The sequence below is a fragment of the Ectopseudomonas toyotomiensis genome, from assembly GCF_017167985.1.
In the GTDB taxonomy this organism is placed as follows: domain Bacteria; phylum Pseudomonadota; class Gammaproteobacteria; order Pseudomonadales; family Pseudomonadaceae; genus Aquipseudomonas; species Aquipseudomonas toyotomiensis.
Genome location: NZ_CP070505.1, coordinates 1,448,219 through 1,467,327, shown reverse-complemented (window position 1 = coordinate 1,467,327; position 19,109 = coordinate 1,448,219). Strand labels below are relative to the sequence as shown.

22 protein-coding genes are annotated in these 19,109 nt (G+C 60.7%); 20 read left to right on the top strand and 2 right to left on the bottom strand.

Annotated features, from left to right (window positions below):
- Positions 1 to 154: 154 nt before the first annotated feature.
- The 16 genes from rpsH (at position 155) to bfr (ending at position 11,564) form a co-directional block, all read left to right on the top strand.
- Positions 155 to 547, top strand: a complete 393-nt coding sequence (rpsH, locus tag JWV26_RS06755) for a 30S ribosomal protein S8 (RefSeq protein WP_003243915.1) — start codon at positions 155 to 157, stop codon at positions 545 to 547.
- Between the two features lie 12 nt (positions 548 to 559).
- Positions 560 to 1,093, top strand: a complete 534-nt coding sequence (gene rplF, locus JWV26_RS06750; protein ID WP_017675613.1) for a 50S ribosomal protein L6 — start codon at positions 560 to 562, stop codon at positions 1,091 to 1,093.
- Between the two features lie 11 nt (positions 1,094 to 1,104).
- Entirely contained in the window at positions 1,105 to 1,455 is a 351-nt protein-coding gene (gene rplR, locus JWV26_RS06745) for a 50S ribosomal protein L18 (protein WP_017675612.1), read from the top strand.
- 3 nt (positions 1,456 to 1,458) lie between these two features.
- Positions 1,459 to 1,959, top strand: coding sequence for a 30S ribosomal protein S5 (rpsE, locus tag JWV26_RS06740; protein ID WP_017675611.1), 501 nt, complete (start codon positions 1,459 to 1,461; stop codon positions 1,957 to 1,959).
- Positions 1,960 to 1,961: 2 nt separating this feature from the next.
- Entirely contained in the window at positions 1,962 to 2,141 is a 180-nt protein-coding gene (gene rpmD, locus JWV26_RS06735; protein ID WP_003243922.1) for a 50S ribosomal protein L30, read from the top strand.
- Positions 2,142 to 2,143: 2 nt separating this feature from the next.
- A complete protein-coding gene (gene rplO, locus JWV26_RS06730; RefSeq protein ID WP_017675610.1) occupies positions 2,144 to 2,575 on the top strand; it encodes a 50S ribosomal protein L15 in 432 nt (143 codons plus the stop codon).
- Positions 2,576 to 3,904: a preprotein translocase subunit SecY gene (secY, locus tag JWV26_RS06725; protein WP_017675609.1), complete on the top strand. Its 1,329-nt coding sequence runs from the start codon at positions 2,576 to 2,578 to the stop codon at positions 3,902 to 3,904.
- Positions 3,905 to 3,932: 28 nt separating this feature from the next.
- Positions 3,933 to 4,049 (top strand): 50S ribosomal protein L36, encoded by a 117-nt coding sequence (gene rpmJ, locus JWV26_RS06720; RefSeq protein ID WP_002555468.1) that lies wholly within the window; start codon positions 3,933 to 3,935, stop codon positions 4,047 to 4,049.
- 133 nt (positions 4,050 to 4,182) lie between these two features.
- On the top strand, positions 4,183 to 4,539 hold the full coding sequence (gene rpsM, locus JWV26_RS06715; RefSeq protein ID WP_012019780.1) for a 30S ribosomal protein S13: 357 nt from the start codon (positions 4,183 to 4,185) through the stop codon (positions 4,537 to 4,539).
- A gap of 30 nt (positions 4,540 to 4,569) precedes the next feature.
- The gene (gene rpsK / locus JWV26_RS06710) at positions 4,570 to 4,959 is read left to right on the top strand and encodes a 30S ribosomal protein S11 (protein WP_003243933.1); all 390 of its coding nucleotides are present in this window, start codon (positions 4,570 to 4,572) and stop codon (positions 4,957 to 4,959) included.
- A gap of 17 nt (positions 4,960 to 4,976) precedes the next feature.
- Positions 4,977 to 5,597 (top strand): 30S ribosomal protein S4, encoded by a 621-nt coding sequence (gene rpsD / locus JWV26_RS06705; RefSeq protein ID WP_017675608.1) that lies wholly within the window; start codon positions 4,977 to 4,979, stop codon positions 5,595 to 5,597.
- Positions 5,598 to 5,619: 22 nt separating this feature from the next.
- Positions 5,620 to 6,621 (top strand): DNA-directed RNA polymerase subunit alpha, encoded by a 1,002-nt coding sequence (locus tag JWV26_RS06700; protein WP_003463273.1) that lies wholly within the window; start codon positions 5,620 to 5,622, stop codon positions 6,619 to 6,621.
- Between the two features lie 44 nt (positions 6,622 to 6,665).
- Complete coding sequence (gene rplQ, locus JWV26_RS06695; RefSeq protein WP_003243945.1) at positions 6,666 to 7,052, top strand: 50S ribosomal protein L17; 387 nt, start codon at positions 6,666 to 6,668, stop codon at positions 7,050 to 7,052.
- A gap of 198 nt (positions 7,053 to 7,250) precedes the next feature.
- Positions 7,251 to 8,630 (top strand): Na+/H+ antiporter NhaC family protein, encoded by a 1,380-nt coding sequence (locus tag JWV26_RS06690; RefSeq protein WP_079785257.1) that lies wholly within the window; start codon positions 7,251 to 7,253, stop codon positions 8,628 to 8,630.
- 183 nt (positions 8,631 to 8,813) lie between these two features.
- Positions 8,814 to 10,964, top strand: a complete 2,151-nt coding sequence (gene katG, locus JWV26_RS06685; protein ID WP_079782689.1) for a catalase/peroxidase HPI — start codon at positions 8,814 to 8,816, stop codon at positions 10,962 to 10,964.
- Positions 10,965 to 11,099: 135 nt separating this feature from the next.
- Entirely contained in the window at positions 11,100 to 11,564 is a 465-nt protein-coding gene (gene bfr, locus JWV26_RS06680) for a bacterioferritin (protein WP_079782690.1), read from the top strand.
- Between the two features lie 46 nt (positions 11,565 to 11,610).
- On the opposite strand, the gene uvrA is transcribed toward bfr, so the two are convergent.
- Positions 11,611 to 14,445 (bottom strand): excinuclease ABC subunit UvrA, encoded by a 2,835-nt coding sequence (uvrA, locus tag JWV26_RS06675; RefSeq protein WP_206418686.1) that lies wholly within the window; start codon positions 14,443 to 14,445, stop codon positions 11,611 to 11,613.
- 135 nt (positions 14,446 to 14,580) lie between these two features.
- Between uvrA and JWV26_RS06670 the strand changes: the two genes are divergently transcribed.
- From JWV26_RS06670 to JWV26_RS06655, 4 genes are read left to right on the top strand one after another with little or no spacing between them, the layout of a single operon-like run.
- Positions 14,581 to 15,975: an MFS transporter gene (locus JWV26_RS06670; protein WP_125874142.1), complete on the top strand. Its 1,395-nt coding sequence runs from the start codon at positions 14,581 to 14,583 to the stop codon at positions 15,973 to 15,975.
- Between the two features lie 9 nt (positions 15,976 to 15,984).
- Positions 15,985 to 16,476, top strand: a complete 492-nt coding sequence (locus JWV26_RS06665; protein WP_003463262.1) for a single-stranded DNA-binding protein — start codon at positions 15,985 to 15,987, stop codon at positions 16,474 to 16,476.
- 19 nt (positions 16,477 to 16,495) lie between these two features.
- Positions 16,496 to 17,380: a sugar nucleotide-binding protein gene (locus JWV26_RS06660; RefSeq protein ID WP_072424507.1), complete on the top strand. Its 885-nt coding sequence runs from the start codon at positions 16,496 to 16,498 to the stop codon at positions 17,378 to 17,380.
- Positions 17,373 to 18,296: an NAD-dependent epimerase/dehydratase family protein gene (locus JWV26_RS06655; protein ID WP_196460658.1), complete on the top strand. Its 924-nt coding sequence runs from the start codon at positions 17,373 to 17,375 to the stop codon at positions 18,294 to 18,296. Before JWV26_RS06660 ends, JWV26_RS06655 begins: the two co-directional genes overlap by 8 nt.
- Before the next feature lie 55 nt (positions 18,297 to 18,351).
- Here JWV26_RS06655 and JWV26_RS06650 read toward each other — a convergent pair whose 3' ends face one another.
- A complete protein-coding gene (locus JWV26_RS06650; protein WP_206418685.1) occupies positions 18,352 to 19,035 on the bottom strand; it encodes an OmpW family outer membrane protein in 684 nt (227 codons plus the stop codon).
- Positions 19,036 to 19,109: the final 74 nt, after the last annotated feature.

The window sequence follows — 19,109 nt, the reverse complement described above, 5'->3', positions numbered from 1 at the left end:
TGTCTTTATTTGAACAAGCCCCTTTTGGGGCTTGATTCATTTTTGATCGGTCTCTAGAATGTCCGGCTCTCCTGAGCCTGGTATTTCCATGCCGAGCTTTTGGATGATCCCACAGCCCTCGGGCTGTTCTTTTTGTATCAGGAGCGTCTAGCCCATGAGTATGCAGGACCCGTTAGCGGACATGCTAACTCGTATCCGTAATGCCCAGATGGCTGAAAAGTCCGTCGTAAGCATGCCTTCTTCCACTCTGAAGGTAGCCGTAGCCAAAGTTCTGAAAGACGAAGGTTACATTGCGGGTTATGAAGTCAATGGTGAAGCCAAGCCACAACTGTCCATCGAGCTGAAGTACTTCGAAGGCCGTCCGGTCATCGAGGAAGTCAAGCGCGTGAGCCGTCCTGGCCTTCGTCAATACAAATCCGTCGATGACCTGCCGAAGGTTCGCGGCGGTCTCGGTGTTTCCATCGTCTCCACCAACAAAGGTGTGATGACGGATCGCGCTGCGCGCGCTGCCGGTGTCGGCGGCGAAGTGCTCTGCACCGTGTTCTAAGGGGGGATAAGCATGTCTCGCGTTGCTAAGAACCCCGTTGTGCTGCCTGCCGGTGTCGAGATCAAACTCGCCGGTCAGCAGCTCTCGGTCAAGGGTGCCAAGGGCGCCCTGGAACTGAACGTTCACTCGTCCGTGGAAGTGATCCAGGAAGGTAGCGAACTGCGTTTCGCCGCCCGTAATGGCGACCAGCAGAACCGCGCTATGGCCGGTACTACTCGTGCCCTGGTGAACAACATGGTCATCGGTGTCAGCCAAGGCTTCGAGCGTAAGCTGCAGCTGGTCGGCGTGGGCTACAAAGCTCAAGCCAAAGGCCAGGTGCTGAACCTCGCACTGGGCTTCTCCCACCCGATCGACTACGAACTGCCGGAAGGCGTCGTGGCTGAAACCCCGAACCAGACCGAAATCCTGATCAAGGGTATCGACAAGCAACTGGTGGGTCAGGTGGCTGCGGAAATCCGTGACTTCCGTCGTCCTGAGCCCTACAAGGGCAAAGGCGTTCGTTACGCGGATGAAGTTGTCCGTCGTAAAGAAGCCAAGAAGAAGTAAGGGGCTGAAAAATGACCGACAAAAAAGTTACTCGTCTGCGTCGCGCTCGCAAAGCACGCCTGAAAATGCACGAGCTCGAAGCCGTGCGTCTGTGCGTGTACCGCTCTTCGCAGCACATCTACGCCCAGGTCATCTCGGCCGACGGCAGCAAGGTTCTGGCCAGCGCCTCTACCTTGGACAAAGCACTGCGTGATGGCGCCACCGGCAACGTCGACGCAGCCAAGAAAGTTGGTGCGCTGGTTGCTGAGCGTGCGAAAGCCGCTGGTGTGACCCAGGTGGCATTCGACCGTTCTGGCTTCAAGTACCACGGCCGCGTCAAGGCGCTGGCTGATGCTGCTCGTGAAGGCGGGCTGGAGTTCTAAGTTATGGCAAATAACGACCAAAAGCGCGACGAAGGCTACATCGAGAAGCTGGTTCAGGTTAACCGCGTTGCCAAGACCGTAAAGGGTGGCCGTATCTTCACTTTCACCGCGCTGACCGTGGTGGGTGATGGCAAGGGTCGCGTCGGTTTCGGCCGTGGCAAGTCCCGCGAAGTTCCGGCTGCTATCCAGAAGGCGATGGAAGCTGCTCGTCGCAACATGATCCAAGTTGATCTGAACGGCACCACTCTGCAGTACCCGATCAAGTCCGCTCACGGCGCCTCCAAGGTGTTCATGCAGCCGGCTTCGGAAGGTACCGGTATCATCGCCGGCGGCGCCATGCGTGCCGTGCTGGAAGTGGCTGGCGTGCAGAACGTTCTGGCCAAGTGCTACGGCTCGACCAACCCGGTGAACGTGGTTCACGCCACTTTCAAGGGTCTGAAGACCATGCAGTCTCCGGGTTCTGTTGCAGCCAAGCGTGGCAAGAGCGTCGAGGAGATTCTCTAACCATGGCTAATACCGTCAAAGTGACTCTGATCAAGAGCACCAATGGCCGTCTGGCCAATCACAAAGCTTGCGTCAAGGGCCTGGGCCTGCGTCGCATCGGTCACACCGTAGAGGTTCTGGATACTCCGGAAAACCGCGGCATGATCAACAAGGCTTACTACCTGCTGAAGGTGGAGGGTTAATCATGCAACTGAACGATCTGCGTTCCGCGCCGGGTGCCCGTCGCGAGAAGCACCGTCCGGGCCGTGGCATCGGTAGCGGTCTGGGTAAGACTGGTGGCCGTGGCCACAAAGGTCAAACCTCCCGCTCCGGTGGTTCCATCGCTCCGGGCTTCGAGGGTGGTCAGCAGCCGCTGCACCGCCGTCTGCCGAAGTTCGGCTTCGTCTCCCTGAAGGCTATGGATCGCGCCGAAGTGCGTACCTCCGAGCTGAACAAGGTAGAGGGTGTTGTAACTCTGCAGGCTCTGAAGGATGCCAATCTGGTAGGCCATCACGTACAGCGTGTGAAAGTCATGCTGTCCGGTGAGGTTACCCGTGCGGTCACCCTGAAAGGTATCGCCGCCACCAAGGGTGCGCGTGCGGCTATCGAAGCAGCTGGCGGTAAGTTCGAGGACTAAATGGCTAAGCAAGGTGCTCTCTCAGCGCTGGCAGGTGGCGGGTTGTCCGAACTCTGGGCTCGTCTGCGTTTCCTGTTCCTGGCGATCATCGTCTACCGGATAGGTGCGCACATCCCGGTTCCTGGCATCAACCCAGACCGACTGGCGGATCTGTTCCGGCAGAATGAGGGGACCATTCTTAGCTTGTTCAACATGTTTTCCGGCGGCGCGCTGGAGCGGATGAGCATCTTTGCACTGGGGATCATGCCGTACATTTCGGCATCGATCATCATGCAGCTGATGACCGCTGTCAGCCCGCAGCTGGAACAGTTGAAGAAGGAAGGTGAAGCTGGCCGTCGCAAGATCAGCCAGTACACCCGCTACGGCACTCTCGTTCTGGCGTTCGTTCAGGCCATCGGTATGTCCGTTGGTCTGGCTAGTCAGGGCGTTGCGTTCTCGGGCGATTTCGGCTTCCACTTTGTGGCGATCACCACTTTCGTGGCGGGCGCGATGTTCATGATGTGGCTGGGCGAGCAGATCACCGAGCGCGGTGTCGGCAACGGTATCTCGATGCTGATTTTTGCAGGCATCGTGGCCGGTCTGCCGTCGGCGATCGGGCAGTCTTTCGAGTCTGCTCGTCAGGGCGATATCAACATCTTCGCTCTGATCGCCATCGGCCTGCTGGCAGTAGCGATCATCGGTTTCGTGGTGTTCATTGAGCGTGGTCAGCGTCGCATTGCGGTGCACTATGCCAAGCGTCAGCAGGGCCGCAAGGTCTTCGCTGCGCAGACCAGCCACCTGCCGTTGAAGGTGAACATGGCGGGCGTAATCCCGGCCATCTTCGCCAGCAGCCTTCTGCTGTTCCCGGCCTCGCTGGGTGCCTGGTTTGGTCAGTCCGAGGGTTTGGGCTGGCTGCAGGACATTTCGCAGGCTATCGCTCCTGGTCAGCCGTTGAACATTCTGCTGTTTAGTGCAGGGATCATTTTCTTCTGCTTCTTTTACACAGCGCTGATGTTCAACCCGAAAGACGTAGCGGAAAACCTGAAGAAGTCCGGTGCCTTTATTCCGGGCATCCGTCCGGGCGAGCAGTCTGCACGCTATATCGATGGCGTTCTGACCCGCTTGACCATGTTCGGTGCTCTGTACATGACGGCCGTGTGCCTGTTGCCCCAGTTCCTGGTGGTTGCAGCCAACGTTCCGTTCTACCTTGGCGGGACCTCGTTGCTGATCGTGGTCGTGGTTGTAATGGACTTCATGTCCCAAGTGCAATCGCACCTCGTGTCTCACCAGTACGATTCCCTGATGAAGAAAGCCAACCTGAAGGGCTATGGCAGCGGCATGCTCCGCTGATCCACCCGTAAGGTTCGAGGAGTTGGTAATGAAAGTTCGTGCATCGGTGAAAAAGCTGTGCCGTAACTGCAAAATTATCCGTCGCGAAGGTGTCGTGCGGGTGATCTGCAGCGCAGAGCCGCGTCACAAGCAGCGCCAAGGCTGAGTGTGAACCACGCGTGATAAGCCCGGCAGCTAGTGCGCTGCCGGGTTGATTATTTGTTATTACAGCGTTAATATCTCGCGCCCTATTTCTTGGCTTCCGGGGCGTAGGTAGCTGTCAATTGGAGTTCCACTGAATGGCCCGTATTGCAGGCGTTAACATTCCGGATAACAAGCACACTGTTATCTCGCTGACCTACATCTATGGTGTTGGTCGCACCACTGCACAGAAAATCTGTGCCGCTACCGGTGTAAACCCGGCTGCGAAAATCAAGGATCTGACTGACGAGCAGATCGAACAGCTGCGTGGCGAAGTAGCCAAGGTGAATACCGAAGGCGACCTGCGTCGTGAAGTGAATATGAAGATCAAGCGCTTGATGGATCTGGGTTGCTACCGTGGCCTGCGTCATCGTAAAGGTCTGCCGGTTCGCGGCCAGCGTACCAAGACCAACGCTCGCACCCGTAAGGGCCCGCGTAAGCCGATCCGCAAGTAATCGCATTCGCGAATCGACAGGAATTTAGTCATGGCAAAACCTGCTGCTCGTACTCGTAAAAAAGTCAAAAAGACGGTGGTTGATGGCATCGCCCACATCCACGCGTCTTTCAACAACACTATCGTGACCATTACCGACCGTCAGGGTAACGCCCTGTCCTGGGCTACCTCTGGTGGTTCGGGTTTCCGCGGCTCGCGTAAGTCCACTCCGTTCGCTGCTCAGATCGCCGCCGAGCGCGCTGGTCAGGCTGCACTGGAATACGGTCTGAAGAACCTCGACGTCAACGTCAAAGGTCCAGGCCCAGGTCGCGAATCCGCCGTGCGTGCTCTGAACGCCTGCGGCTACAAAATCGCCAGCATCACCGACGTGACGCCAATCCCGCACAACGGGTGCCGTCCGCCGAAGAAGCGTCGCGTGTAATCAGGAGACAGTGAGAAATGGCTCGTTACATTGGTCCCAAGTGCAAACTGTCTCGTCGTGAAGGCACCGATCTCTTTCTGAAGAGTGGTGTTCGCGCGCTTGAATCTAAGTGCAACATCGAAGCAGCCCCGGGTATCCACGGCCAGCGCCGTGGCCGTCAGTCCGACTACGGCACCCAGCTGCGTGAGAAGCAAAAAGTTCGTCGTATCTACGGCGTACTGGAGCGTCAATTCAGCGGTTACTACAAGCAAGCTGCCAGCCAGAAAGGCGCCACCGGCGAAAATCTGCTGCAACTGCTGGAGTGCCGTCTGGACAACGTGGTTTACCGTATGGGTTTTGGCGCCACTCGTGCCGAGTCCCGTCAGCTGGTTTCGCACAAAGCGATCAGCGTCAACGGTCAGACCGTAAACGTACCGTCCTACCAAGTTAAGGCTGGCGACGTCGTTGCTGTTCGCGAGAAATCGCGTAATCAGCTGCGCATCGCTCAGGCTCTCGAGCTCTGCGCCCAGCGTGGCCGTGTTGAGTGGGTAGAAGTAGACGCCGAGAAGAAGTCTGGTGTGTTCAAGAACGTACCGGCTCGTGGCGATCTGTCCGCTGACATCAACGAGAGCCTGATTGTCGAGCTCTACTCCAAGTAAGGGCTAGAAAATAGGTGCATCCATGCAGATTTCGGTAAATGAGTTCCTGACCCCCCGTCACATCGATGTGCAGGAGGTCAGTCCGACCCGCGCCAAGATCACCCTCGAGCCTCTCGAGCGTGGCTTTGGCCATACCCTGGGCAACGCGCTGCGTCGCATCCTGTTGTCCTCCATGCCTGGCTGTGCAGTAGTCGAGGCCGAGATCGATGGCGTACTCCATGAGTACTCCGCGATCGAAGGTGTGCAGGAAGATGTCATTGAGATCCTGCTCAACCTGAAAGGTCTGGCTATCAAGCTGCACGGCCGTGACGAAGTGACCCTGACTCTGGCTAAGAAGGGCCCGGGCGTAGTTACCGCTGCCGATATTCAGCTGGATCACGATGTCGAAATCGTCAATGGCGACCACGTAATCGCCAACCTGGCTTCCAATGGCGCGCTGAACATGAAGCTCACCGTGGCTCGTGGTCGCGGCTATGAGCCGGCTGACGCGCGTCAGAGCGACGAAGATGAAAGCCGCAGCATTGGTCGCTTGCAGCTGGATGCTTCGTTCAGCCCTGTGCGTCGGGTTGCTTACGTGGTGGAAAACGCCCGTGTTGAGCAGCGCACCAACCTGGACAAACTGGTTATCGACCTGGAAACCAACGGTACTCTGGACCCTGAAGAGGCTATCCGTCGTGCCGCGACCATCCTGCAGCAGCAGTTGGCCGCGTTCGTCGACCTCAAGGGCGACAGCGAGCCAGTGGTGGTCGAGCAGGAAGACGAGATCGATCCGATCCTGCTGCGTCCTGTTGATGACCTGGAACTGACCGTACGTTCGGCCAACTGCCTCAAGGCAGAGAACATCTACTACATCGGTGATCTGATTCAGCGCACCGAAGTAGAGCTGCTCAAAACCCCGAACCTGGGCAAGAAATCCCTGACCGAAATCAAGGATGTTCTGGCTTCTCGCGGTCTGTCCCTCGGTATGCGCCTCGACAACTGGCCGCCGGCAAGTCTGAAGAAAGACGATAAGGCCACTGCCTGATCGTCATCATCACCGAACGAACAAGTTTGGTAAGGAATTGAACCATGCGTCATCGTAAAAGTGGCCGTCACCTCAGCCGCACCAGCGCTCACCGCAAGGCCATGTTCCAGAACATGGCGGTCTCGCTGTTCGAGCACGAGCTGATCAAAACTACCCTGCCGAAAGCCAAGGAACTGCGTCGCGTTGCCGAGCCGCTGATCACCCTGGCCAAGGAAGACAGCGTTGCCAACCGTCGTCTGGCCTTCGACCGTACCCGTTCGAAAGCCATCGTCGGCAAGCTGTTCAACGATCTGGGCAAGCGCTACGCCACCCGTAACGGCGGCTACCTGCGCATCCTCAAGTGCGGTTTCCGCGCTGGCGACAACGCTCCGATGGCTTACGTTGAACTGGTCGACCGTCCGGTCGGCGGTTCGGTAGAAGCTGCCGAGTAAGTTGCTGGTTGTACAAGAAACCGGGCCTTGTGCCCGGTTTTTTGTTGTCTGAGATTCGCCGAACGGAGGCGCGCAGTGTGTGGGGTGAATATTTTTCCGCACGTCTTGTTTGATATTGTGTACGCAGAGGGGCTCGGGTAAGGTGCGGCAGTCTCCGTTTCGCCGCTGCGCCGGCCCCAACAAGAACAATTGCTGATCATGTCCGAACCTACTGCTCTGAGTCTTATCCCTCCTGCCGTTGTCCTGACCCTCGCCATCTGGCTGCGTCGCCCCATCCTGGCCTTGCTGGTCGGCGCCTGCAGCGGTCTGTTGCTGCTTTCGCCCCAGGATGCGCTCGGGAGCTTCGCGGAAATCTCGCTGAAGGTGATGCAGGACGAAACCATCGGCTGGCTGATCCTGGTGTGTGGCAGCTTCGGTGCGCTGATCGCCCTGCTGGTGCGTACTGGTGGTGCCCTGGCCTTCGGTCGCAGTGCGCTGAAGCTGGCCAAGGGGCCTCGCTCCTCGCTGTTGATGACTTTCGTGCTCGGCGTGGTGATCTTCGTCGATGACTACCTCAATGCCTTGACGGTGGGTGAGACCATGAAGCGCGTTACCGACCGTTTCAAAATTTCGCGCGAGAAGCTGGCTTACGTGGTGGATTCCACCGCCGCGCCGATCTGTGTATTGGTGCCGCTGTCCACCTGGGCGGTGTTCTTTGGCGGCCTGCTGGAGAACAACGGTATCGCCGAGACTGGTCAGGGCATCAACGTCTACATCCAGGCCATTCCTTACATGCTCTACGCCTGGGCGGCGGTATTGCTGGTGGTGCTGGTGGCCGCCGGGCTGTTCCCGGATATCGGGCCGATGCGCAAGGTCGAGTTGCAGGCGCGCCACGGCTCCGCTGGTGCCATGCACGTTGGCGAGCTGAGTCCCGAGCACAACTATTCGATGAAGTCGCTGGAAGAGGAGTTCGAAGGCGCCGACAAGGAGAGCGGCAAGCTATACAACTTCCTTGTGCCGCTAGCGATGCTGGTGGGCTTCACCGTGTATTTCGACATCGACGTATGGATGGGCATGATCGCCACTATGCTGCTGACTCTGCCGTTCTATCTGGTACAGCGCCTGATGCCGCTGTCGGAGATGCTCGATCAGATGGTCGACGGCTTCAAGACGATGCTTCCGGCCATCGGCATTTGCGTGGCAGCTTTCGTCTTCAAGGATGTTTGCGATCAGCTGATGCTGCCGCAGTACGTGGTCGAGACGCTCAAGCCCTACATGACGCCGCAGATGCTGCCGGCTATGGTGTTCCTGTGCATGGCGGTGCTGAGCTTCGCTACCGGCTCGTCTTGGGGCATCTTCGCTGTGACCATTCCCATCGTCATGCCCCTGGCCTACGCCCTGGGCGCGGACATTCCGCTGGTGATCGGGGCGCTGATGTCGGCCTCGGCCTTCGGCAGTCAGGCCTGCTTCTACAGCGACTCCACCGTGCTGGCGGCACAGGGCTCGGGCTGCAACCTGATCAGCCATGCGATCACTCAGCTGCCTTACACGCTGGTGGCCGCCGCAGTGGCTTTCGTAGGCTTCGTTATCGTCGCCTGAAGGTTGTTGCGCGTCATGAAAGAACGGGCCCTGGTGGCCCGTTTTTTCATGGCGCGCGCAAAAGAAAATAACTATCGCGCCGTTATGCTTCATGAATTGGTTCGCCTGGCGAAGCGGGTCTAGGCTTGTCCCATTGTTGGTCGCACTCGCTGGGACCGACCCGATGAGGAGAAGGAGAGAACCATGTCGAACCAAGGTAAATGTCCGTTCAACCACGTCGCTGGTGGTGGCACGACCAACAAAGATTGGTGGCCGAATCAGCTGCGTGTGGATTTGCTCAATCAGCATTCCGACCGATCCAATCCGCTGGGTGAAACATTCAACTACGCCGAAGCCTTCAAGAAGCTTGATTACAAGGCGCTCAAGGCCGATCTGGTCAGACTGATGACCGACAGTCAGGACTGGTGGCCTGCCGACTTCGGTCACTACGGTCCGCAGTTCATCCGCATGGCCTGGCACTCTGCCGGCACCTATCGCACCACCGATGGCCGTGGCGGTGGCGGCCGTGGTCAGCAGCGTTTCGCTCCGCTCAACTCCTGGCCGGACAACGTCAACATCGACAAGTCGCGTCGCCTGCTGTGGCCGATCAAGCAGAAGTATGGCCAGTCCATTTCCTGGGCCGACCTGTACATCCTCGCTGGTAACGTCGCTCTGGAATCCATGGGTTTTCGCACCTTCGGCTTCGGTGCCGGTCGCGAAGACGTATGGGAACCGGATCAGGACGTCAACTGGGGCGCCGAAGTCGCCTGGCTGGGTGTCGATCCCAAGCGCGTCAATGATGAACGCGAGCTGACCGCACCGTTTGGCGCCACCCACATGGGTCTGATCTACGTGAACCCGGAGGGCCCCAATGCCAGCGGCGACTACCTGGCAGCGGCCAAGGATATTCGCGCCACCTTTTATCGCATGGCGATGGATGACGAAGAAATCGTCGCGTTGATCGCTGGCGGCCACACCTTCGGCAAGGCGCATGGCGCGGCGCCGGAATCGCACAAAGGGCCGGAGCCTGAGGCTGGACCTATCGAAGCCCAGGGTCTGGGTTGGACCAGCAACTTCGGCAGTGGCTTTGGCAAGGACACGGTTTCCAGTGGCCTGGAAGTGACCTGGACGAAGACCCCGGCGCTGTGGAGCAACAACTTCTTCGAGAACCTGTTCAAGTTCGAATGGGAGCTGACCAAGTCCCCCGCCGGTGCCAAGCAGTGGGTGGCCAAGGACGCGCCGGAGATCATCCCGGATGCGCACGTGCCGGGTAAATTCCACAAGCCGACCATGCTTACCACCGACCTCACCCTGCGCTTCGATCCGGAGTTCGGCAAGATTTCCAAGCGCTTCTATGAAGATCCGCAGGCCTTCGCCGATGCCTTCGCGCGCGCCTGGTACAAGCTGACCCACCGCGACATGGGGCCGAAAGCCCGCTACCTGGGCCCGGAAGTGCCGAAAGAGGACCTGATCTGGCAAGACCCGCTGCCGGCTGCCACCCATAACCCAAGCGCTGCCGATATCGCCGATCTGAAAGCGAAGATCGCTGCTTCGGGGATTTCGATCGGTGATCTGGTGTCCGTGGCCTGGGCTTCGGCCTCGACCTTCCGTGGTGGTGACAAGCGTGGTGGTGCCAATGGTGCGCGACTGGCTCTGGCGCCGCAGAAGGATTGGGCGGCCAACCAGCGGGCGATTCAGGTGCTGCCGAAGCTGGTAGAAATCCAGCAGGCATCCGGCAAGGCCTCCCTGGCCGATGTGATCGTGCTGGCCGGTAATGTCGGTGTCGAACTGGCCGCCAAGGCTGCCGGTGTGAGCGTAGACGTACCCTTCGCGCCGGGCCGTGTCGATGCACGTCAGGATCAAACCGATGTCGACTCCTTCGATGTGCTGGAGTCTGCTGCCGATGGTTTCCGCAACTACAGCAAAGGCAACCTGGGCGTGCCCACCGAGGCGATGCTGATCGACAAGGCGCAGTTGCTGACACTGACCGCGCCGGAGATGACTGCGCTGGTCGGCGGCCTGCGAGTGCTGGGCGCCAACTACGACGGCAGTCAGCATGGCGTGTTCACCGACAAGGTCGGCGTGCTGTCCAATGACTTCTTCGTCAACCTGCTGGATATGGGCACCGTATGGAAGGCCACCGATGACAGCAATGAAGTTTTCGAAGGACGTACACGCAAGGATGGCCAGGTGAAATACACCGCCACCCGCAATGACCTGGTGTTCGGCTCCAACTCGGTACTGCGCGCCTATGCCGAGGTGTATGCCAGTGCCGACGGCAAGGAGAAGCTGGTCAAGGACTTCGTTGCCGCCTGGACCAAGGTGATGAACCTGGATCGCTTCGATCTGGCCTGAGCCTGATTGGCGCGCCGACGGTGCGTCAGTAAACCGCAACGCCTCCCTCGTGGGGGCGTTGTGCTTTTGCTTGACCGAGCAGGGCGTCAGGTGGAGCATTGCCCCCTGCTCACGAATGCAACAAGGATTGCCGCCATGAAAGGCCATACCGAAGTCATCGACTATCTCAAGCACCTGCTCAAGGGCGAGCTGGCTGCGCGCGACCAGTACTTCATTCATTCGCGGCTGTATGAGGACTGGGGTTTTAGCAAGCTCTACGAGCGCATCAACCACGAGATGGAAGAGGAAACCCAGCACGCCGATGCCCTGCTCAAGCGCATCATCTTCCTTGAGGGTGTGCCGGACATGGTGCCCAACGCTTTCAAATACGGGCAGACCGTACCTGAGGCACTGAAGCTGGATCTGGCCCTGGAGTACGAAGTGCGCGCGGCTCTGAGCAAGGGCATCGAGTTGTGCGAGAAACATCAGGATTATCAGAGCCGCGACATCCTGTTGCTGCAGCTCAAGGACACCGAGGAAGACCACGCCTACTGGCTGGAGATTCAGTTGCAGCTGATCGACAAGCTGGGGCTGGAGAAGTACCTGCAAAGTCAGATGTAAGCTGATTTGCCAAAAAAGAGCCCCGCATCTGCGGGGCTCTCTCGTTTCAGGCGCGGTCGCGTTCCAGCAATGGCTTGAGGAAGTGCCCGGTATGCGATGCCGGATTGTCGGCCACGTCCTCCGGTGTGCCGGTGGCGATGATCATGCCGCCCTTGGAGCCGCCCTCGGGGCCGAGGTCGACCAGCCAGTCGGCGGTCTTGATCACGTCCAGGTTGTGCTCGATCACCACCACGGTATTGCCGTGGTCGCGCAGGCGGTGCAGCACGTCCAGCAGTTGCTGGATATCGGCGAAGTGCAGGCCGGTGGTCGGCTCATCGAGGATGTACAGGGTCTTGCCGGTGTCGCGCTTGCTCAGCTCGCGACTCAGCTTGACCCGCTGCGCCTCACCGCCGGACAGGGTGGTTGCGCTCTGGCCCAGCTTGATATAAGACAGGCCGACGTCCATCAGCGTTTGCAGCTTGCGGGCGATGGCCGGCACGGCGTCGAAGAAGGCGCGGGCCTCCTCGATGGTCATGTCCAGCACTTCGGTGATGCTCTTGCCCTTGTACTTCACTTCCAGGGTTTCGCGGTTGTAGCGCTTGCCCTTGCACACGTCGCACGGCACGTAGATGTCCGGCAAAAAGTGCATTTCCACCTTGATCACGCCGTCGCCCTGGCACGCCTCGCAGCGCCCGCCCTTGACGTTGAAGCTGAAGCGCCCAGGGCCGTAGCCGCGCGAGCGCGACTCCGGCACGCCGGCGAACAGCTCGCGAATCGGTGTGAACAGGCCGGTGTAGGTGGCCGGGTTGGAACGCGGCGTGCGGCCGATCGGGCTCTGGTCGATGTCGACCACCTTGTCCAGGTGCTGCAGGCCGTCGAAGGAGTCGTGCGGCGCCGCCTCCAGGGTGGTGGCGCCGTTCAAGGCCGTGGCGGTCAGCGGGAACAGGGTGTTGTTGATCAGCGTCGACTTGCCCGAGCCGGACACGCCGGTAACGCAGGTGAGCAGGCCTACCGGAATCTCCAGATCGACATTGCGCAGGTTGTTGCCCCGTGCGCCCTTGAGCTTGAGCAGTTTCTTCTTGTCACGCGGTGTGCGCTGCGCCGGATAGCGGATCTTCTCGCGGCCGGACAGGTATTTGCCGGTCAGCGAGTCGGGGTGATTCATCACCTCGTCCGGCGTGCCTTCGGCGACGATGCGTCCGCCATGCACGCCAGCGCCCGGGCCGATATCCACCACGTAATCGGCCATGCGGATGGCGTCTTCGTCGTGCTCGACCACGATCACCGTATTGCCCAGGTTGCGCAGGTGGTTGAGGGTACCCAGCAGGCGCTCGTTGTCGCGCTGGTGCAGGCCGATGGACGGCTCGTCGAGGATGTACATCACGCCCACCAGGCCGGCGCCGATCTGGCTGGCCAGGCGGATGCGCTGCGCTTCGCCGCCGGACAGGGTATCGGCGCTGCGATCAAGGGTCAGGTAGTCGAGGCCGACGTTGACCAGGAACTGCAGGCGCTCGCGGATTTCCTTGAGGATCTTCTCGGCGATCTCGCCGCGCCGCCCGGTCAGGTGCAGGTTGGCGACGTAATCGCAGGCATCGCCGACCGGTAGGCCGGTCACCGCCGGCAGGGTCTTCTCGCCGACCCAGACATGCCGCGCTTCGCGGCGCAGGCGCGTGCCCCGGCAATCGGGGCAGGGCTGGGTGCTGAGGAACTTGGCCAGCTCCTCGCGCACACTGGCCGACTCGGTCTCGCGGTAGCGGCGCTCGAGGTTGGGAATGATGCCCTCGAAGGGGTGCGAACGTTTGACGATGTCGCCACGGTCGTTCAGGTACTTGAAGTCGACGCTCTGCGTACCGCTGCCGAACAGAATGACTTTCTGGTGTTCGGCGGCCAGATCGTCGAAGGGCTTTTCGAGGCTGAAGCCATAGTGCGCGGCCAGCGAACCGAGCATCTGGAAGTAGTAGACGTTGCGCCGGTCCCAGCCGCGTATGGCGCCTTCGGCCAGGGTCAGTTCGCCATTGACCAGGCGTTTGACGTCGAAGAACTGCTTCACGCCCAGGCCGTCGCAGGTCGGGCAGGCGCCGGCCGGGTTGTTGAAGGAGAACAGCTTGGGTTCCAGCTCGCTGATCGAGTGGCCGCAGTGCGGGCAGGCGAAGCGCGCGGAGAAGATGATCTCTTCGCCCGGCTCATCATCCATGGGGGCGATCAGGGCGATGCCGTCGGCCAGGCCGAGGGCGGTCTCGAAAGACTCGGCCAGACGCTGCTGCAGGTCTTCACGGACCTTGAAACGGTCCACCACCACGTCGATGGAATGCTTCTTCTGTTTGTCCAGCTTGGGCAGCTCGTCCAGCTCGAACAGTTTGCCGTTGACCCGTGCACGGACGAAACCCTGGGCGCGCAGCTCCTCGAACACCGACAGATGTTCGCCCTTGCGCTCGCGGACCACCGGTGCCAGCAGCATCAGCTTGCGGCCTTCCGGCAGGGCCAGCACCTGATCGACCATCTGGCTGACGGTTTGCGCCTCGAGCGGCACGTCATGGTCCGGGCAGCGCGGAATGCCGGCGCGGGCATACAGCAGGCGCAGATAGTCGTAGATTTCGGTGATGGTGCCGACGGTCGAACGCGGGTTGTGTGAGGTGGATTTCTGTTCGATGGAAATTGCCGGTGACAAGCCTTCGATGGTGTCGACATCGGGCTTTTCCATCATCGACAGAAACTGCCGGGCATAAGCCGACAGCGACTCGACGTAACGGCGCTGGCCTTCCGCGTAAAGGGTATCGAAAGCCAGAGAGGACTTGCCGGAACCGGACAGGCCGGTGATCACGATCAGTTTGTCGCGCGGCAGGGTCAGGTCGATGTTCTTCAGGTTGTGGGTACGGGCCCCACGAATCAGAATCTTGTCCACTTACAACGGGCCTCGCTGGGCGGGCGGAAAACGGTCGAGTATAGGGCTTGCTGCTGCCCTGCGGCAAAGTGTGCGCCTGTGCCGAAACGACGGCGGCTGCTAGAATCGCCGGCTGATTTCCTCAGGGTTCATTCGATGCACGATCCGCACAGCGAGCGCATGAGTAGTAGCGAGACCCGCGCGGCCGGCGGCCTGGCTATGGTGTTCGCGTTTCGTATGCTGGGTATGTTCATGGTGCTGCCGGTGTTGGCCACCTACGGCATGGATCTGGCGGGTAGTACCCCCGCACTGATCGGCCTGGCCATCGGTGCCTATGGTTTGACCCAGGCTGTGCTGCAAATTCCCTTCGGCATGCTCAGTGACCGTATCGGCCGACGCCCGGTGATCTACGCAGGCTTGCTGATTTTTGCTGCAGGCAGCGTGCTGGCGGCCAATGCCGATTCGATCTGGGGCGTGATCGCCGGGCGTGTGCTGCAGGGGGCTGGAGCGATCTCGGCGGCGGTGATGGCGTTGTTGTCGGATCTGACTCGCGAGCAGCACCGCACCAAGGCCATGGCCATGATTGGCATGAGCATCGGTCTGTCGTTCGCCGTAGCCATGGTGGTCGGCCCGCTGCTGACTCGCGCCTTTGGTTTGTCCGGGCTGTTCTGGGCGACGGCGGCGATGGCGTTGCTCGGCATCCTGATCGTCGCCGGCATCGTGCCGAAAGACGCCGGCCCGCTGCAGCATCGCGAATCCGGCGTGGCGGCACAGGCGTTGTGGCCGACCCTCAAGCATGGCGACCTGCTGCGTCTGGACTTCGCCATCCTGGCCCTGCATGCGGTGCTCATGGCCAGTTTCGTCGCCTTGCCGCTGGCGCTGGTGGAGCAGGGCGGCTTGGTCAAGGAAGAGCACTGGTGGGTGTACCTCACCGCGCTGTTGATCGGCTTCTTCGGCATGGTGCCGTTCATCATCTATGGCGAGAAGAAACGCCAGATGAAGCGCGTGCTGCTCGGTGCCGTCAGCGTGTTGCTGGCCTGCGAGCTCTACTTCGCTTTCTTCGGCAGCAGCCTGCGGGCGCTGGTACTGGGTATCGTGGTGTTCTTCACCGCCTTCAACCTGCTCGAGGCCTCGCTGCCGTCGCTGGTCAGCAAGGTGGCGCCGGCAGGCGGCAAGGGCACGGCGATGGGCGTCTATTCCACCAGCCAGTTCCTCGGCGCAGCCCTGGGCGGCATTCTCGGTGGCTGGCTGTACCAGCACGTGGGCCTGGGCGGTGTGTTCATCGGCTGCGCCGTGCTCTGTGCAATTTGGCTGGCTATTGCTGTTACTATGCGCGAACCGCCGTACGTGACCAGTTTGCGCCTGCCGCTCGATGCCGCGGCACTGGCCGATGTCGGACTGGTCGAACGCCTCAAGGCAACGCCGGGAGTGGCGGACGCCGTGGTGGTGGTCGACGAAGCGGCCATCTATATCAAAGTCGATACCCAACAAGTGGATCGCACGACGCTGGAAAGCCTGATCATATCGGCACCAGCGGCGTGCCGAGTCTAGGAGAACGTTATGGCCCGTGGGGTTAACAAAGTCATTCTGGTCGGCACCTGCGGCCAGGACCCGGAAACACGCTACCTGCCCAGCGGCAACGCGGTCACCAACCTGAGCCTGGCCACCAGCGAGCAGTGGACCGACAAGCAGACCGGGCAGAAGGTCGAGAAGACCGAGTGGCACCGCGTCGCCCTGTTCGGCAAGGTTGCCGAGATCGCCGGCGAGTACCTGCGCAAGGGGTCGCAGGTGTACATCGAAGGCAAGCTGCAGACCCGCGAGTGGGAAAAGGACGGCATCAAGCGTTACACCACCGAGATCATCGTCGACATGCAGGGCACCATGCAGCTGCTGGGCGGTCGTCCGAGCGGTGATGAAGGCGGCGCGCCGCGCCAGTCGCGTCCGGCTCCGCAGCGCGAGCCGCAACAGGCCCCGCGTCAGGAGCGTCCGGCTCCGCAGCAGGCCCAGCCAGCGCCTGACTACGACAGCTTCGATGACGACATCCCGTTCTGATCTGAGCGGGCTCTAGCCTATGCGAATGCGCCTGATGCTGCTGGGCGGTGGTAGTGCCCTGGGGCAAGCGCTGATCCGTCTTGGCGCCGAGGAAGACATCGGCTTCCTCGCGCCACGCCCGCCGGAAGATGGCTGGGATGCGGCGAGCCTCACCGAGTTGCTCGACGAGACCCGCCCGGATGCACTGATCAACCTGGCTTACTACTTCGACTGGTTCCAGGCCGAGTCGGTGGCCGAGTCGCGCCTGCAGACGCAGGAACGCGCTGTGGAGCGCCTGGCCGAGCTGTGCCAACACCATTCCATCGTCTTGCTGCAGCCGTCCAGCTATCGGGTCTTCGATGGCTCACGTGTCACCGCTTACAGCGAAAAGGAAGAGCCGGTCCCCCTCGGGCTGCGTGGCCAGGCGCTATGGCGTCTGGAGCAGAGCGTTCGGGCGATCTGTCCGCGCCATGTGCTGCTGCGCTTCGGCTGGCTGCTCGATGACAGCCGTGAAGGGTTGCTGGGGCGCTTTCTGCTGCGCGCCGAGCGCGACGATGCGCTCTACCTCGCCGATGACCGGCGCGGCAACCCGACGCCGGTGGACGATGCTGCACGGGTGATTCTGGCCGTGCTCAAGCAGCTCGATTGCGAGTCGCCCTTGTGGGGTACCTATCATTACGGCGGCCATGAGGCGAGTACATCGCTGAGCCTGGGGCAGGCAGTACTGAGCGAGGCGCGTCACTATCGCAGCAATCTGGTCGAGGATGTTGCGCCGCAGGCGCACGCCGCCCGTCCGGATGCAGCCGATGAGCCGCAGCATGCCGTGCTGGCCTGCAAGAAGATTCTTCACACCTTCGGCATCAAGCCGCGCGCCTGGCGCTCCGGTCTGCCGAGCTTACTGGATCGTTACTATCGCCATGGCTGAATTTCTCGTAACGGGTGGTGCAGGCTTTATCGGTTCAAACCTGGTCGATGCCTTGCTGGCCGCCGGTCACAATGTGCGTGTGCTGGACAATCTGTCTATGGGCAAGCGCAGCAATCTGCCGCTGGACAACCCGCGTTTGCGCTTCATCGAGGGCGATGTCGCCGATGCCGAGGTGGTCGCGCAGGCGGTCGCTGGTTGTGCAGGGGTAGCGCATCTGGCTGCGGTGGCGTCGGTTCAGGCCTCGGTGGATGATCCGGTGTCCACGCACCAGAGCAATTTCATCGGTACCCTGAATGTCTGCGAGGCCATGCGTCAGCATGGCGTGCGACGCGTGGTCTATGCCTCCAGTGCGGCCATCTATGGCAATAATGGCGAGGGCGTGGCAATCGATGAAGCCACCGCCAAGGCGCCGTTGACGCCTTACGCGTCCGACAAGCTGGCTGGCGAACACTATCTGGATTTCTACCGCCGTCAGCATGGCCTGGAGCCGGCGGTGTTTCGTTTCTTCAATATCTTCGGGCCGCGCCAGGATCCATCCTCGCCGTACTCCGGGGTGATCAGTATCTTCACCCAACGTGCGCAGCAGGGGCTGCCGATCAGCGTCTTCGGTGATGGTGAGCAGACCCGTGATTTCTTCTATGTCGGTGATCTGGTCGCGCTGTTGATGCAGGGCTTGCTCAGCGAGCAGGTGGTGAGTGATCCGCTCAATGTGGGTTGGAGCCAGGCGGTAAGTCTCAACCAACTGCTGGCTGAGATCGGCGTGCTGTGCGGCGGCCTGCCGCCGGTGACGCACTTGCCGGCCCGTGCTGGCGATATTCGCCATTCGCGTGCTGACAATGCGCGCTTGCAGGCTCATTACCACATGCCAGAGCAGACGCCGCTGCGTGAAGGCTTGCGCCAGCTGCTCGGTGTGTGAATCGAGCTCATGAAAAAGCCGGCATGCGCCGGCTTTTTCGTTTCTGCGAGGGTTATCAGAACTTGTAACCCAGGCCGACCATGTAGACGAAGGGGTCGACATCCACATCGACCTTGACCTTGTCGCCGGCCAGATAGGTGGTGCCGGTGGTATCGATATCGATGTAGCGCACTTGGGCGTTGAGCATCAGGTTGTCGGTCAGCATGTAGTCCATGCCGATCTGCCCGGCCAGGCCCCAGGAGTCCTTCATGTCCAGGCCGCGGAAGCCCTTGGCCTCGGCTTCGCTGCTCAGTTCGGTGTCGAAGAACCAGGTGTAGTTGATGCCGACGCCGACATAGGGCTGGAAGGCCGAGCTCTTGTCCAGCGGGTAGTAAATAGCGCTGAGGGTCGGCGGCAGGTGCTTGAGGCTGCCCAGCTTGCCATTCAGGCCGGCGAAAGCGCCTGGCATGCCCTTGACGCCGACATCGTGGCTGAACGGCGTGGCCGCCAGCAGCTCGATGCCGAAATTGTCGGTCACCATGTAAGCGAAGTTCAGGCCCAGCTGGGTGTCGCTGTTCAGGGTGGCGCCGCTGCCGGCTACCTTGCCCAGTACGGCATGATCGATATTGCCGCTGTCTTCGCGCGGATCGACGGTGATGGCACCGGCGCGGACGATGACATCCCCGGCCTGGTGGGCCTGGGCAACAGGGGCGGCGATGGCGAGGGCCAGCAGCGAGGCAGTGAACAGTGATTTGTACATGGCGAGCTCCAGTTCGAGTCGGTTGTGTCTTTGGCTGGAATCAATGCTAAGCCAAGCAACAATCCGCTTTTTGA

What these genes read in the sequence shown, in the direction of transcription:
- JWV26_RS06700 (WP_003463273.1), top strand. Translation starts at nt 5,620, where the DNA reads ATGCAGATTTCGGTAAATGAGTTCCTGACCCCCCGTCACATCGATGTG.
- secY (WP_017675609.1), top strand. Translation starts at nt 2,576, where the DNA reads ATGGCTAAGCAAGGTGCTCTCTCAGCGCTGGCAGGTGGCGGGTTGTCC.
- rplF (WP_017675613.1), top strand. Translation starts at nt 560, where the DNA reads ATGTCTCGCGTTGCTAAGAACCCCGTTGTGCTGCCTGCCGGTGTCGAG.
- rplQ (WP_003243945.1), top strand. Translation starts at nt 6,666, where the DNA reads ATGCGTCATCGTAAAAGTGGCCGTCACCTCAGCCGCACCAGCGCTCAC.
- JWV26_RS06670 (WP_125874142.1), top strand. Translation starts at nt 14,581, where the DNA reads ATGCACGATCCGCACAGCGAGCGCATGAGTAGTAGCGAGACCCGCGCG.
- katG (WP_079782689.1), top strand. Translation starts at nt 8,814, where the DNA reads ATGTCGAACCAAGGTAAATGTCCGTTCAACCACGTCGCTGGTGGTGGC.
- JWV26_RS06665 (WP_003463262.1), top strand. Translation starts at nt 15,985, where the DNA reads ATGGCCCGTGGGGTTAACAAAGTCATTCTGGTCGGCACCTGCGGCCAG.
- rpsM (WP_012019780.1), top strand. Translation starts at nt 4,183, where the DNA reads ATGGCCCGTATTGCAGGCGTTAACATTCCGGATAACAAGCACACTGTT.
- rpsE (WP_017675611.1), top strand. Translation starts at nt 1,459, where the DNA reads ATGGCAAATAACGACCAAAAGCGCGACGAAGGCTACATCGAGAAGCTG.
- rplO (WP_017675610.1), top strand. Translation starts at nt 2,144, where the DNA reads ATGCAACTGAACGATCTGCGTTCCGCGCCGGGTGCCCGTCGCGAGAAG.
- JWV26_RS06690 (WP_079785257.1), top strand. Translation starts at nt 7,251, where the DNA reads ATGTCCGAACCTACTGCTCTGAGTCTTATCCCTCCTGCCGTTGTCCTG.
- rplR (WP_017675612.1), top strand. Translation starts at nt 1,105, where the DNA reads ATGACCGACAAAAAAGTTACTCGTCTGCGTCGCGCTCGCAAAGCACGC.
- rpsD (WP_017675608.1), top strand. Translation starts at nt 4,977, where the DNA reads ATGGCTCGTTACATTGGTCCCAAGTGCAAACTGTCTCGTCGTGAAGGC.
- rpsK (WP_003243933.1), top strand. Translation starts at nt 4,570, where the DNA reads ATGGCAAAACCTGCTGCTCGTACTCGTAAAAAAGTCAAAAAGACGGTG.
- JWV26_RS06660 (WP_072424507.1), top strand. Translation starts at nt 16,496, where the DNA reads ATGCGAATGCGCCTGATGCTGCTGGGCGGTGGTAGTGCCCTGGGGCAA.
- JWV26_RS06655 (WP_196460658.1), top strand. Translation starts at nt 17,373, where the DNA reads ATGGCTGAATTTCTCGTAACGGGTGGTGCAGGCTTTATCGGTTCAAAC.
- rpsH (WP_003243915.1), top strand. Translation starts at nt 155, where the DNA reads ATGAGTATGCAGGACCCGTTAGCGGACATGCTAACTCGTATCCGTAAT.
- rpmD (WP_003243922.1), top strand. Translation starts at nt 1,962, where the DNA reads ATGGCTAATACCGTCAAAGTGACTCTGATCAAGAGCACCAATGGCCGT.
- rpmJ (WP_002555468.1), top strand. Translation starts at nt 3,933, where the DNA reads ATGAAAGTTCGTGCATCGGTGAAAAAGCTGTGCCGTAACTGCAAAATT.
- bfr (WP_079782690.1), top strand. Translation starts at nt 11,100, where the DNA reads ATGAAAGGCCATACCGAAGTCATCGACTATCTCAAGCACCTGCTCAAG.
- JWV26_RS06650 (WP_206418685.1), bottom strand. Translation starts at nt 19,035, where the DNA reads ATGTACAAATCACTGTTCACTGCCTCGCTGCTGGCCCTCGCCATCGCC.